At 70.1% G+C, this 11,574-nt stretch carries 12 protein-coding genes and 1 rRNA gene; 10 read left to right on the top strand and 3 right to left on the bottom strand.

The window, feature by feature from the left end:
- Positions 1–131: 131 nt before the first annotated feature.
- The 10 genes from hpf (at position 132) to LDO26_RS13820 (ending at position 8,663) form a co-directional block, all read left to right on the top strand.
- Positions 132–461, top strand: a complete 330-nt coding sequence (gene hpf / locus LDO26_RS13775; RefSeq protein WP_232131669.1) for a ribosome hibernation-promoting factor, HPF/YfiA family — start codon at positions 132–134, stop codon at positions 459–461.
- A gap of 37 nt (positions 462–498) precedes the next feature.
- On the top strand, positions 499–969 hold the full coding sequence (locus LDO26_RS13780; RefSeq protein WP_232131670.1) for a PTS sugar transporter subunit IIA: 471 nt from the start codon (positions 499–501) through the stop codon (positions 967–969).
- Entirely contained in the window at positions 966–1,922 is a 957-nt protein-coding gene (gene hprK / locus LDO26_RS13785; protein ID WP_232131671.1) for an HPr(Ser) kinase/phosphatase, read from the top strand. Before LDO26_RS13780 ends, hprK begins: the two co-directional genes overlap by 4 nt.
- Positions 1,919–2,812: an RNase adapter RapZ gene (rapZ, locus tag LDO26_RS13790; RefSeq protein WP_232131672.1), complete on the top strand. Its 894-nt coding sequence runs from the start codon at positions 1,919–1,921 to the stop codon at positions 2,810–2,812. Before hprK ends, rapZ begins: the two co-directional genes overlap by 4 nt.
- A 122-nt stretch (positions 2,813–2,934) precedes the next feature.
- Complete coding sequence (locus tag LDO26_RS13795) at positions 2,935–3,327, top strand: PTS sugar transporter subunit IIA (RefSeq protein ID WP_232131673.1); 393 nt, start codon at positions 2,935–2,937, stop codon at positions 3,325–3,327.
- Positions 3,328–3,394: 67 nt separating this feature from the next.
- Entirely contained in the window at positions 3,395–3,664 is a 270-nt protein-coding gene (locus LDO26_RS13800; RefSeq protein WP_232131674.1) for an HPr family phosphocarrier protein, read from the top strand.
- The gene (gene ptsP, locus LDO26_RS13805; protein ID WP_232131675.1) at positions 3,664–5,397 is read left to right on the top strand and encodes a phosphoenolpyruvate--protein phosphotransferase; all 1,734 of its coding nucleotides are present in this window, start codon (positions 3,664–3,666) and stop codon (positions 5,395–5,397) included. The genes LDO26_RS13800 and ptsP overlap by 1 nt, the downstream gene beginning before the upstream one ends.
- Positions 5,398–5,703: 306 nt before the next feature.
- The gene (gene mgtE, locus LDO26_RS13810) at positions 5,704–7,065 is read left to right on the top strand and encodes a magnesium transporter (RefSeq protein WP_232131676.1); all 1,362 of its coding nucleotides are present in this window, start codon (positions 5,704–5,706) and stop codon (positions 7,063–7,065) included.
- A 79-nt stretch (positions 7,066–7,144) separates the two neighbouring features.
- Positions 7,145–7,792, top strand: coding sequence for a DUF1294 domain-containing protein (locus LDO26_RS13815; RefSeq protein WP_232131677.1), 648 nt, complete (start codon positions 7,145–7,147; stop codon positions 7,790–7,792).
- Positions 7,793–7,823: 31 nt separating this feature from the next.
- Positions 7,824–8,663, top strand: coding sequence for a carboxylesterase family protein (locus tag LDO26_RS13820; RefSeq protein ID WP_232131678.1), 840 nt, complete (start codon positions 7,824–7,826; stop codon positions 8,661–8,663).
- Between the two features lie 33 nt (positions 8,664–8,696).
- Here the strand turns inward: LDO26_RS13820 and LDO26_RS13825 are convergent, their stop codons facing one another.
- The 3 genes from LDO26_RS13825 to rrf form a co-directional block, all read right to left on the bottom strand.
- On the bottom strand, positions 8,697–10,082 hold the full coding sequence (locus tag LDO26_RS13825) for an amino acid permease (protein ID WP_232131679.1): 1,386 nt from the start codon (positions 10,080–10,082) through the stop codon (positions 8,697–8,699).
- Positions 10,083–10,306: 224 nt separating this feature from the next.
- The gene (locus LDO26_RS13830) at positions 10,307–11,239 is read right to left on the bottom strand and encodes an aspartate carbamoyltransferase catalytic subunit (protein WP_232131680.1); all 933 of its coding nucleotides are present in this window, start codon (positions 11,237–11,239) and stop codon (positions 10,307–10,309) included.
- Positions 11,240–11,483: 244 nt separating this feature from the next.
- Positions 11,484–11,574: ribosomal RNA gene (gene rrf / locus LDO26_RS13835) — 5S ribosomal RNA — on the bottom strand; the annotation flags it as partial.

The raw sequence follows: 11,574 nt of genomic DNA on the forward strand, positions 1-11,574 counted from the left end.
CTGCCGCCCGGCGCGGTCCCAGACAGTGCCGGCGGGGTGCCGGTTGCACCTTGCCCCGGCTGCGCTACTCTGTCCGGGACCGCCGGAGATTCCGCCGGCGATCCTTCCCAAATCGTAGAAGGAGGTTGCCGATGCACGTCGAAACCCATGGCCACCAGATCGAGGTGACGCCCGCACTGCGCGATTACGTGGAAACCAAGCTCAAGCGTCTCGGCCGCCACTCCGACAAACCGCTGGGGCTGCGCACCCAGCTCAGCGTCGAAAAGCCCAACCACAAGGCCGAAGCGACCTTCTCCATGGCCGGCAAGACCCTGCACGCCAACGCCATCGCCGCCGACATGTACGCGGCGATCGACCTGCTCGCCGACAAGCTCGACCGGCTGATCGTCAAGCACCGCAAGAAGATCGTCGACGACTACCGGCGCGGGGAAAGCCCTGCACGCGAAGGCGCTTTCGGCTAGGCTGCTGCTCCCACGAAAGTCCCCGGGCCAACGCGGCATGCCATTTTCCGATCTGCTTTCGGCCGACCGTATCGTCATGCTCGTTGCGCCCGGTTCGCGGGATGTGGTGCTCGACGCCGCCGCCCGGCTGCTTGCCGGCAACTCCCCGACCACCACGCCATCGCTGGCCCGGGCGCTGCGCGAACGCGAGCAGCTGGGCAGCACCGGCATCGGCCGCGGCATCGCCATCCCGCATGCCCGCAGTGCGGCCTTCCGTGAACCCCGGGCCGCGTTCCTTCGGCTCTCGCATCCGATCGATTTCGGCGCCGTCGATGGCGTCCCGGTCGATCTGGTCTGCGCGATGTGCACGCCCGACCACCTGGTCGAACAGCACCTGCAGTACCTCGCCGGCCTCGTCGAACAGTTCTCCGACGCGGAGTTCCGCGAGGCGCTGCGCGAGGCGCCCGACCTGCCGCGGCTGCGCGCGTTGATGCTCGAGCACGGCCGCCACGCCGGGGCCGTCCAGTGAACGCGACCATCGATGCGCAGACGCTGTTCAACCAGTTGCACGAGCGGCTGGCGCTGCGCTGGCTCGCCGGCCAGCAGGGCAGCCAGCGCACGCTCGAGGCGGTGGAAACCCTCGCCCGGCGCCCGTCGCTGGCCGGCTACCTCAACATCATCTACCCGAACAAGGTCCAGATCCTCGGTACCGAGGAGCTCAACTGGCTCGACAGCCTCGACTCGCGGCTGCGCTGGGAAACCATCGAGCGGGTCATGCAGTACGGGCCGCTGGCACTGGTCATCAGCAAGGACCAGCCCTGCCCCGAGGACCTGCGCGAGGCGGCCGAGGAGTCGCGCACCCCGTTGTGGAGTTCGCCCAACCGCGGCCACGAACTGCTGAACCTGCTGCAGTACCACCTGGCGCGCGTGCTCGCGCCGCGGATCACCCTGCACGGCGTGTTCATGGAGGTCTACTCGATCGGCGTGCTGATCACCGGCGAGTCGGGCTCGGGCAAGAGCGAGCTGGCGCTGGAACTGGTCACGCGCGGGCACCGGCTGGTCGCCGACGACGCCCCGGAATTCACCCAGATCGCCCCCGACGTGCTCGACGGCACCTGCCCGGAACTGCTGCAGGACCTGCTGGAACTGCGCGGGCTGGGCGTGCTGAACATCCGCGAGATGTTCGGCGACACCGCGGTCAAGCGGAACAAGTACCTGCGCCTGATCATCCACCTGAGCCGGCCCAACGCCGAAATGCCGGCCGACGGCGACGGCATGATCCGCCTGACCGGCGATCTCGGCGTGCGCCGGGTCCTCGACCTCGACGTGCCGCTGATCACGCTGCCGGTCATGCCCGGCCGCAACCTCGCGGTGCTCGCCGAGGCCGCCGCACGCACCCACATCCTGCGCGCCAAGGGTCTGGACCCGGCGGTGGCGTTCCTCGCCCGGCATTCGCAGTTCCTCGAGCAGGGCCTGCCATGAGCGATGCGGTGCCGCCACCGTCCGTGCCGCCGCCGTCGCTGTACGTCGTCAGCGGCCTGTCGGGCAGCGGCAAGTCGGTCGCCCTGCGCACCTTCGAGGACCTCGATTTCTACTGCGTCGACAACCTGCCAGCCGAACTGCTGCCCGAGTTCGTCCGCAGCGTCACCCGCGCCGACGATCCACCGCGCCGGCTGGCGGTCGGCATCGACGTCCGCAACCGCCATAACGACCTGTCCGATGTGCCGGAATGGCTGGCGCAGGTCGGCAGCCTCGGTCTCGATCCGCGGCTGGTGTTCTTCGAGAGCGGCGACGAGGTACTGCTGCGCCGCTTCGCCGACACCCGCCGCCGCCATCCGCTGAGCCGCTTCGGCCTGTCGCTCGCCGACGCGATCGCGCTGGAGCGGCAGCTGCTGCGCCCGCTGCGGGCCCTGGCCGACATGGTCGTCGACACCAGCGACCTCAATGTCCACCAGTTGCGCCGGCGCATGCTCACCGAGCTGGAACTGGGCCTGGACGAATCGGTCTCGCTGCTGTTCGAATCCTTCGCCTACCGTGGCGGCGTCCCGGCCGATGCCGACTTCGTCTTCGATGCCCGCGCCCTGCCCAATCCGCACTGGGACCCGCGGCTGCGGCCGCTGTCGGGTCGCGATGCCGATGTGCGCACCTACTTCGAGGCCCAGGAGGACGTGGGCCAGTACGTCGCCCAGGTCGGCCAGTTCCTCGACAACTGGCTGCCGCGCCTGCGCAGCGGCACGCGCAGCTACGTCACCGTCGCTTTCGGCTGCAGCGGCGGCCGCCACCGCTCGGTGTACCTGGCCGAGGTGATGGCACGGCATGCGCGCGAGAACGGCTGGCGCGACGTCGCCACCTACCACCGGGAGCTGGGTTGAGCAGAGTGGCCGGCCGGCCACCCCGATGATCCGCGCGGCGCAACGCCGCGTCCCGGGTGCGGACGCCGTTGCGCGCGCTGTCAAGCTTCCGGCAATCCCCCCTGCTCTGCTAACGTCCATGCATGGCCGTTGGCATCCTGCTGCTCACCCACGAAGGAATCGGATCGGCGATGCGCGACGCCGCTACGCGCCTGCTGACGCAGTTGCCGCTGCGCACCGAGGTGTTCGAGGTGCCGTTCGATGCCGATCCCGACACCGTGCTGCCACAGGCCAGTGCGAAGATGCGGCGGGTCGACTCCGGCGACGGCGTGCTGATCCTGACCGACCTTTATGGCGCCAGCCCCAGCAACGTGGCCGCGGAACTGGCCCGGCTCGGCACGCCGGCCCGACGCGTGTCGGCCTTGAGCCTGCCGATGCTGCTGCGGGTAATGAATTATCCTGAACTCACCCTCGCGGACCTGCCGGCCACCGCCGCGGCCGGCGCCCGCAACGGCGTGCTGCTCGACGACGCCTGAGCGGAAACCACGACCGGCAGGTCCTGCCGACCATGCTCCCCCTACGCTGCCCCCAAGGATTGGCTAGATGATTGAACGTGAACTGCTCGTTGCCAACAAGCTCGGCCTGCACGCGCGCGCCACCGCGAAGCTGGTGCAGGTGCTGTCGGCGTACCGCTGCAACGCGACGCTGATCGCCAAGGGCCGCGAGGTCAATGCCAAGAGCATCATGGGGGTCATGCTGCTGGCCGCCGGACACGGCACCCACGTCGTGCTGCGGGTCGAGGGCGAGGACGAAGCCGCTGCCGCCGACGCGGTCGCCGCCCTGTTCGAACGCAGGTTCGACGAGGAGAGCTGATGCGTCAGGCCCTGCAGGGAAGCGGCGCGGCGCGAGGCAACGCGCTCGGCCGTGCGCGGGTCCGGGAGCCGCATGCCCTCGAGGTCGCAGAGGAACGCATCACCGCCGACCGGGCCGCCGCCGAACTGCAGCGGCTGCATGCCGCGATCGACCAGGTCCGCGTCGAGATCCGCGGCATGCGCACCCAGTTGCATGGCGCGCTGGCGCACGAGGTCGGCGAGTTCCTCGACCTGCACACCCTGCTCCTGGAGGACCCGGAACTGCTGCACGGGCTCGACGAACTGGTCGGCAAGGGGCTCTACGGCGCGGACTATGCGCTGCGGCTGCAGCGCGACCGCATCGCCGCGGTGTTCCAGAAGATGGACGATGCGTACTTCCGCAGCCGCATCGAGGACATCGACCATGTGATCGGCCGGATCCATGCCGCGCTGCACGCGCACGAAGCGGAACTGCAGGGGGTCGCCGGCGAAATACTGGTCACCGACGCGGTCGCGCCGTCGGAGATCGGCAGGCTGCAGGCGCAGGGCGTGCTCGGCATCGTCACCGCCAGCGGCAGCACGCTGTCGCATTCGGCGATCCTCGCGCGCAGCCTGCACCTGCCGCTGATCGTCAACGCGCCGCAGCTGATCCAGCAGGTCAACGACGGCGATGTGCTGATCATCGACGGGGCCACCGGCGCGATCGTCGTCGAACCCGACGCCGCCGACCTGCGTGCCTACCGTGCGCGGCTGCGCGAGGAGAAACGCGAGCGGCGCCAGCTCAACCGCCTGCGCCGCGAACCCAGCAAGTCGCTCGACGGCATCGACATCAGGCTGTATGCGAACGCGGAGACGCGCGAGGACGTCGCCGAGTCGCACGCGCTGGGCGCGGCGGGCATCGGCCTGTACCGCAGCGAGTTCCTGTTCCTGCAGCGCGACGACGTGCCCGACGAGGAAGCGCAGTTCCGCGCCTACCGCGATGCCGTGCTGGGCATGACCGGGCGCGGCGTCACCATCCGCACGCTCGACATCGGCGCGGACAAGGCCGACAGCACCGGCCTGGCGCTGCGCCACGAACCCAATCCGGCGCTCGGCCTGCGCGGGGTGCGGCTGTCGATGGCCCATGCCGGGCTGATGGAGACCCAGCTGCGCGCGATCGTGCGCGCGTCGGGCTACGGCCCGGTGCGCGTGCTGGTGCCGATGATCAGTGGCCGCGAGGAGATCGTCACGGTCAGGCGGCTGCTCGCACGCGTGCACGCGGCGCTGCGCGCGGACGGCCACGAGGTCGCCGAGCACGTGCCGCTGGGCGCGATGATCGAAGTCCCGTCCGCCGCCATCGCGCTGTCCACCTTTATCCGCGAGATCGACTTCATGTCGATCGGCACCAACGACCTGGTCCAATACCTGCTGGCCGCCGACCGCAACAACGATGCGCTCGGCGACCTGCATACGCCGTTGCACCCGGCGCTGCTGCGCCTGGTGCACAGCGTGGTCAGGATGGGCCGGGCACGCGGCATCCCGGTGTCGGTGTGCGGCGAGATCGCCGGCGATGCGCGCCTGACGCCATTGCTGATGGCGCTGGGCCTGGAGGAGCTGAGCCTGCATCCCACCACCCTGCTCGAGGTCCGTCGCGCGATCCGCGGGCTCGACATCGGCGCGCTGCGCGCCGGTGCGCCGCGCCTGCTGCGCGCGCGCGACCGTGCCGGCATCGCACGCTGGCTGGAGGCTGCGCAGCCGGCGCGCACGGCGGGCTGACCCCAACCGCAACCGGGTCGTCGCACATCCCGGCCGCCCCTTGCGCCGGCGTCGTCCCGCGCCTGACACGACCGTCCACACGATGAGGCCGATGCGCGCCGGGCTGGGCAGATCGACGGACAGCGCGGATAATGCGCGCGTGCAAACCTGACCTGTCGCACCTTCGCGTTGCGACGGAACCACACCACAGGCTGCCGTCCATGGCGCGACTGCGTTGGCTCCAGAACGTCCGGCCCGGCCATCCATGGCCAGGCGTTCGCGATCGCAGGCGTCCGGACGTCGTCCGCTAGCCGCGATCACTCCCCCATGGCCGAAGCCGTCCGCCTCGACAAGACCGCGCGCCAGCTGCGTCTGCTTTCCGACGCGCTCGACAGCGGCCGTCTCGGGCCCGTGCGTCGGCTGGTCAACACGCTGGCGCCGGCCGAGATCGGCAACCTGCTCGAATCGCTGCCGCACGACAAGCGCATGGTCGTGTGGGGACTGGTGGACGCCGAGGACGACGGCGAGGTGCTGGTCCACGTCGGCGACGAGGTCCGCGAGAGCCTGCTCGCGGACATGGACACCGACGAGATCGTCGCCGCGGTCGAGGATCTCGACATCGACGACCTCGCCGACCTGGTCGAGGACCTGCCCGACGCGGTCATCGACGAAGTCCTGCGGGCGATGGACCGCGAGAACCGCGAGCGCCTGGAGCAGGTGCTGTCGTATCCCGAGGACAGCGCCGGCCGCCTGATGAACCCCGACGTGGTGACGGTGCGCGCCGACACCACGGTCGACGTCGTGCTGCGTTACCTGCGCCTGCGCGGCGAGCTGCCCGAGCACACCGACCACCTGTACGTGGTCAACCGCCGCCACCAGCTGATGGGCTGGGTCGCGCTGCAGGACCTGGTTACGCGCGACCCCGGCACCGCGGTCAACCAGCTGATCGACGACACCCTGACCGCGATCCACGTCAACGAATCCGCCGAAGGCGTCGCGCGCCAGTTCTCCGACCACGACTGGGTGTCCGCGCCGGTCGTCGACGACGGCAACATCCTGCTCGGCCGCATCACCATCGACGACGTCGTCGACATCATCCGCGACCAGGCCGAGCACCAGGCGCTGGGCGCCGCCGGCCTCGACGAGGAGGAGGACCTGTTCTCGCCGATCCGGCGCGCGGTCCGCGGCCGCGTGGTCTGGCTGGGCATCAACCTGCTGACCGCGTTCATGGCCGCGTTCGTCATCGGCCGCTTCGAGGGCACGATCGAGAAGATCGTCGCCCTCGCGGTGCTGATGCCGATCGTCGCCGGCATCGGCGGCAATGCCGCGGTGCAGGTCCTGACGCTGATGGTGCGCGGCATCGCGCTCGGTCAGGTCGGCCCCAGCAATGCCCGCATCCTGCTGTGGAAGGAGCTGCGGGTCGCGCTGATCAACGGCGTGCTGATCGGCGGGCTGGTCGGCACGATCGCGCTGCTGTGGTTCCACGACTGGGTGCTGTCGCTGGTGATCGCGGCGGCGCTGGTCATCAATTTCTGCTCGGCGGCGCTGGCCGGGGTACTGCTGCCGCTGCTGCTCAAGCGCATGCACGTCGATCCGGCCGTCGCCGGCACTGTCGTCGTCACCGCGGTGACCGACATCATGGGCTTCTTCAGCTTCCTCGGCCTCGCCACGGTCATCATGCTGCGCTGAGCGGTGGAGCGTCATTCGCCCGCCCACTGCGACCGCTATGGCGCTCGATTCACCCTCAACCTCTGAGCCGGGCACGCCGATGCGGACCTCGTCGCAACTGGGAAAAGTCGCCGAGTGGCACGACGACCGCGGCTACGGATTCATCGTGCCGCTCGATGCGGGTACTGGGCCGGAGCGACTGTTCTTCCACATCCGCGACTACAGCCAAGACGGGCGCCGCCCGGAAACCGGCGAGCTGGTGCGCTTCTCGCCGCAGCGTCAGGACGACGGTCGATGGCGGGCGGCGCCTGTCGTGCGTGCAGCCTCCGCCGCCAGGCGATCCACGGCGCACGCACTGGCCGGCCGGGCCCGGTCGGCGCCATCCGCATCGGGCAATGCGACCCGTTCTGGCGGTATGGCGATGTCGCTGCTGCTCGCCGCATGGTGCGCCCTGATCGGTGGCGCGATCCACGCCGGGCGCCTGCCGATCGAGGTGCTGCCGGCGCTGCTCGTGCTGAACCTGCTGACCTTCGCCGCCTATGCGCTGGACAAGCGCGCGGCGCAGGCCGGCCGCTGGCGCACGCCGGAAGCGCACCTGCACCTGCTCGAACTGCTTGGCGGCTGGCCCGCCGCCTGGCTGGCGCAACGCCGGCTGCGACACAAGAGCGCCAAGCGCGGGTACCGTATGGTGTTCTGGACGATGGCCGTGCTGCACGTGCTGGCCGTTGCACTGTGGCTCGCCGCATGACGACGGTGGGCACACGCGAGGAGATCTCCCCATGACCCATCGACCCCACTCCCCGAACCGGCGGCGACTGTTGCGTGGCTTGGCACTGGCCGGCAGCGCGGCGTGCCTGGCCGCCTGCCAGTCGCTGCCGACAGGCGCGGCAACGGCGGCCGCTGCATCCGGCAGGTTCGTGCGCCGGCAGATCGACGTCGCCGGGCACGTCTACGCCTATCAGGTCTTCGTCCCCGCGGCCGCCATTCCCCGACCGTTGCCGGTGGTGCTGTTCCTGCACGGCTCGGGCGAGCGCGGCGACGACGGCGATCGGCAGACGCAGGCCGGACTCGGCCCCCATGTCCGCGCGCACGCGGCCGACTTCCCGGCGCTGGTGGTGTTTCCGCAATCGCCGGCAGGCGAATCCTGGGAAGGCGACACCGCGACGATGGCGCTTGCCACGCTCGACGCCGCCACTGCCGAGTTCGACGGCGACCGGGCACGCACGACGCTGACCGGCATGTCGCGCGGCGGCTACGGCACCTGGTCGCTGGCCCTACGCGAGCCCACGCGCTTCGCCGCACTGGTGCCGGTCTGCGGCGGCATCACCCCGCCGGGCACCCGGCCGGACCTCGACAGCCTGCGGGTCGAGGCGACCCGCGATGCGCCGGATCCCTTCGCCGCGGCCGCGCACCGCCTGCGCGCGATCCCGAGCTGGATCTTCCACGGCGCGCGCGACGACATCGTACCCCCCGAACAATCGCGCAGGATGTACGCCGCCCTCCAGCGCGAAGGCGCCGATACCCGTTACACCGAGTTTCCCGACGCCAACCACAACAGCTGGGATCCGGCCTATGCCACGCCGGCGTTGTGGCCGTGGCTGTTCGCGCAGCGTCGCTGAACCGGGCGCGCCGCCGCCATGCGGCGACGTCCTTCAGCCGCGTTGCGTGCGCATGCGCCGCCCCAGCGCGCTGAGCAAGGCGATGGTCGCGGTCAGCGCGGCCATCGACAGGAACTGCACTCGGGTATCCGGCGAGGCCACCAGCATCGCGAAGATCACAACCAGGATCGTCAACGCGCCCAGGGTCGGCACCGGGAAGCCGCGCATCCGGAACGGCAGCTGCGTCCCGTTGCGGTCCGCGCGCAGACGCAGGACCAGTTGCGACACCAGCGCCATCGTCCACACCAGCAGGCAGGTCGCGCCGACGATATTGAGCAGGACCGGCAACACGCGCTGTGGATACAGCAGTTCCAGGCCCGCGGCCACGAATCCGAACGACACGCTGGCCAGCACCGCGATCACCGGCACCATGCGCCGGTTGCTGCGTCCCAGCAGCGCCGGCGCCTCATTGCGGCGCGCCAGCGACCAGATCATCCGCGACGCGCCATAGAGATTGGCATTGAGCGCCGACAGCAGCGCGACCACCGCGACCAGCGTGATCGCGGTCGCCGCGCCGGGAATGCGCGCGACCTCCAGTACCGCAGCGAACGGCGATGCCAGCGCCGGGCTGTCCCATGGCACCACGGCGACGATGACCGTCAGCGAGCCGATGTAGAACACCAGGATGCGCCAGGCCACCGTGCGGATCGCCCGCGCGAGGCTGCGCGCCGGGTCGTCGGTTTCCGCCGCGGCGATGGCGACGATCTCGGTGCCACCGAACGCGAACACCACGACCAGCAGCGCCGCACCGATGCCCGCCAGGCCGCGCGGCGCGAAGCCGCCGTTGTCGTGGAAGTTCGCGAACCCCGGCGAAGCGACCTGCGGCAGCAGGCCGCACAGCAGCAGCACGCCGATCGCGATGAAGGCCAGGATCGCCAGCACCTTGAGGATCGCGAACCAGAACTCGAACTCGCCGAAGTGGCGCACGCCCAGCAGGTTGATTGCGGTGAACACCACCATGAAGGCCAGCGTCAGTCCCGGCACCGGGAGCGACGGCCAGATGGTCGCCAGCAGTCCCGCCGCACCGACCGCCTCCGCGGCGATCACGATCACGATCTGCAGCCACCACAGCCAGCCCACGGTCGCACCCGCTGTCGGTCCGAGCGCATCCGCGGCATAGACGGAGAATGCACCGCTGACCGGCTTCGCCGCCGCCATCTCGCCCAGCGCCTGCATCACGACGATCACCAGCGCGCCCGCGACCAGGTACGACAGCAGCACCGCCGGCCCGGCAGCCTGCACGCCGACGCCGGAACCGAGGAACAGGCCGGCGCCGATCGCGCTGCCCAGCCCCATCATGACCAGTTGGCGCGGTTTCAGTGCCTGCACGGTGGACGAAGACACGGGACGCGCGGAGGCAACGGGATCGGAAGACTGCATGCGGAAGACCGGGGCAACGAAGTTCGGCACGATACCCGCTTGCGCGGCCGCGTGGGGCCCACGTGTCGCGTCCCCGGGCCAGATCCGGCAGCGCCTGCACGCCGCGATCGGCCTGCAGCGCAAGACCCGTCACGCAACCAGCGCGAATCGTATCCGCAAGCAGTGCAATGCCGCGCTGCGGGTCGGGACTACGTGCGAATCGGCAGACGACCGGGCAGGTGGCGTCAGGCGAGCAGCGTTTCCAGCACCGCCATGCGCACCGCGACGCCGTTGGCGACCTGCTGCAGGATCAGCGACTGCGGACCGTCGGCGACCTCGTCGTCGATCTCCACGCCGCGATTCATCGGCCCCGGATGCAGGACCACGGCATCGCCCGCGGCCCGTCGCAAACGGCGCGCATCGAGGCCGTAATCGCGGTGATAGTCGTCGAGCGAATCGATCAGGCCTTCCTCCATCCGCTCGCGCTGCAGGCGCAGCATCATCACCGCGTCGACACCCTCGATCGCTGCGTCCAGATCGTGCGAAACGACGCAGCCGCCCAGCGTCCCGTCGGCGGGCAGCAGCGCTGCCGGTCCGCAGACCCGGATCTCGCCTGCGCCCAGCGTCCGCAGCGCATGCAGGTCGCTGCGCGCCACGCGCGAATGCCGCACGTCGCCGACGATCACGACCTTCAAGCGGGAAAAATCCGCTCCCTTCGCCTGTCGCAGCGTCAGCATGTCGAGCAGGCCCTGGGTCGGATGCGCGTTGCGGCCGTCGCCGGCGTTGACCAGCGCCGTGTCCGGGCCAGCGGCCGCGGCCAGCGCGGCCACTTCGCCATCGCCCGAATGCCGCACGACGAAACCGCGCACGCCCATCGCCTCGATGTTCTTCAGCGTGTCGAGCGCAGTCTCGCCCTTGGTCGTCGACGACGTGGATGCGTCGAACCCGAGCACGTCGGCACCGAGTCGCTGCGCGGCCCGCTGGAAGCTCAGGCGCGTGCGCGTGGAGGGTTCGAAGAACAGCGTGCAGACCGCGATGCCGGCCAGCGCCCGGTCCGAAGCGTCACCGTCCCGTATCGCCTGCGCCCGGTCCAGCAGCGCCCGCAGTTGCGGAAGCGGCAGGCCATCGAGCGTCAGCAGGTGCCTGAGCCGCCCCTCGGAATCGGTTTGCTGGGTCATCGCGCTGCGGAATCCCGGAAAGTCCGTCTATTGTCCCGCAACGCAGGGCTCCGCCGCGAGTCCTCTCGCAAGCATTATTCGCGTGACGCGAATACCTGAACGTCCCTCCGACCCGTAGGTCGGGGCAACGCCCCCGACGCCGTGCGCCCCCGGACGTCATCCCCGTCGGCCGCGTGGGGCCGACCTACGAAAGAACCAAAGAAAAACCCCCCGCCGGGAACCGGCGGGGGGTTTTGGATAAAAACCCTGGCGATGACCTACTCTCGCATGCTGGATGCACACTACCATCGGCGCATGTACGTTTCACTTCCGAGTTCGGAATGGGATCGGGTGGT

The sequence above is a fragment of the Proluteimonas luteida genome (genome assembly GCF_021191695.1).
Classification (GTDB): Bacteria; Pseudomonadota; Gammaproteobacteria; order Xanthomonadales; family Xanthomonadaceae; genus Luteimonas; species Luteimonas luteida.

What these genes read in the sequence shown, in the direction of transcription:
- ptsP (WP_232131675.1), top strand. Translation starts at nt 3,664, where the DNA reads ATGCGTCAGGCCCTGCAGGGAAGCGGCGCGGCGCGAGGCAACGCGCTC.
- LDO26_RS13780 (WP_232131670.1), top strand. Translation starts at nt 499, where the DNA reads ATGCCATTTTCCGATCTGCTTTCGGCCGACCGTATCGTCATGCTCGTT.
- LDO26_RS13795 (WP_232131673.1), top strand. Translation starts at nt 2,935, where the DNA reads ATGGCCGTTGGCATCCTGCTGCTCACCCACGAAGGAATCGGATCGGCG.
- hpf (WP_232131669.1), top strand. Translation starts at nt 132, where the DNA reads ATGCACGTCGAAACCCATGGCCACCAGATCGAGGTGACGCCCGCACTG.
- LDO26_RS13815 (WP_232131677.1), top strand. Translation starts at nt 7,145, where the DNA reads ATGCGGACCTCGTCGCAACTGGGAAAAGTCGCCGAGTGGCACGACGAC.
- rapZ (WP_232131672.1), top strand. Translation starts at nt 1,919, where the DNA reads ATGAGCGATGCGGTGCCGCCACCGTCCGTGCCGCCGCCGTCGCTGTAC.
- LDO26_RS13800 (WP_232131674.1), top strand. Translation starts at nt 3,395, where the DNA reads ATGATTGAACGTGAACTGCTCGTTGCCAACAAGCTCGGCCTGCACGCG.
- LDO26_RS13830 (WP_232131680.1), bottom strand. Translation starts at nt 11,239, where the DNA reads ATGACCCAGCAAACCGATTCCGAGGGGCGGCTCAGGCACCTGCTGACG.
- LDO26_RS13825 (WP_232131679.1), bottom strand. Translation starts at nt 10,082, where the DNA reads ATGCAGTCTTCCGATCCCGTTGCCTCCGCGCGTCCCGTGTCTTCGTCC.
- LDO26_RS13820 (WP_232131678.1), top strand. Translation starts at nt 7,824, where the DNA reads ATGACCCATCGACCCCACTCCCCGAACCGGCGGCGACTGTTGCGTGGC.
- mgtE (WP_232131676.1), top strand. Translation starts at nt 5,704, where the DNA reads ATGGCCGAAGCCGTCCGCCTCGACAAGACCGCGCGCCAGCTGCGTCTG.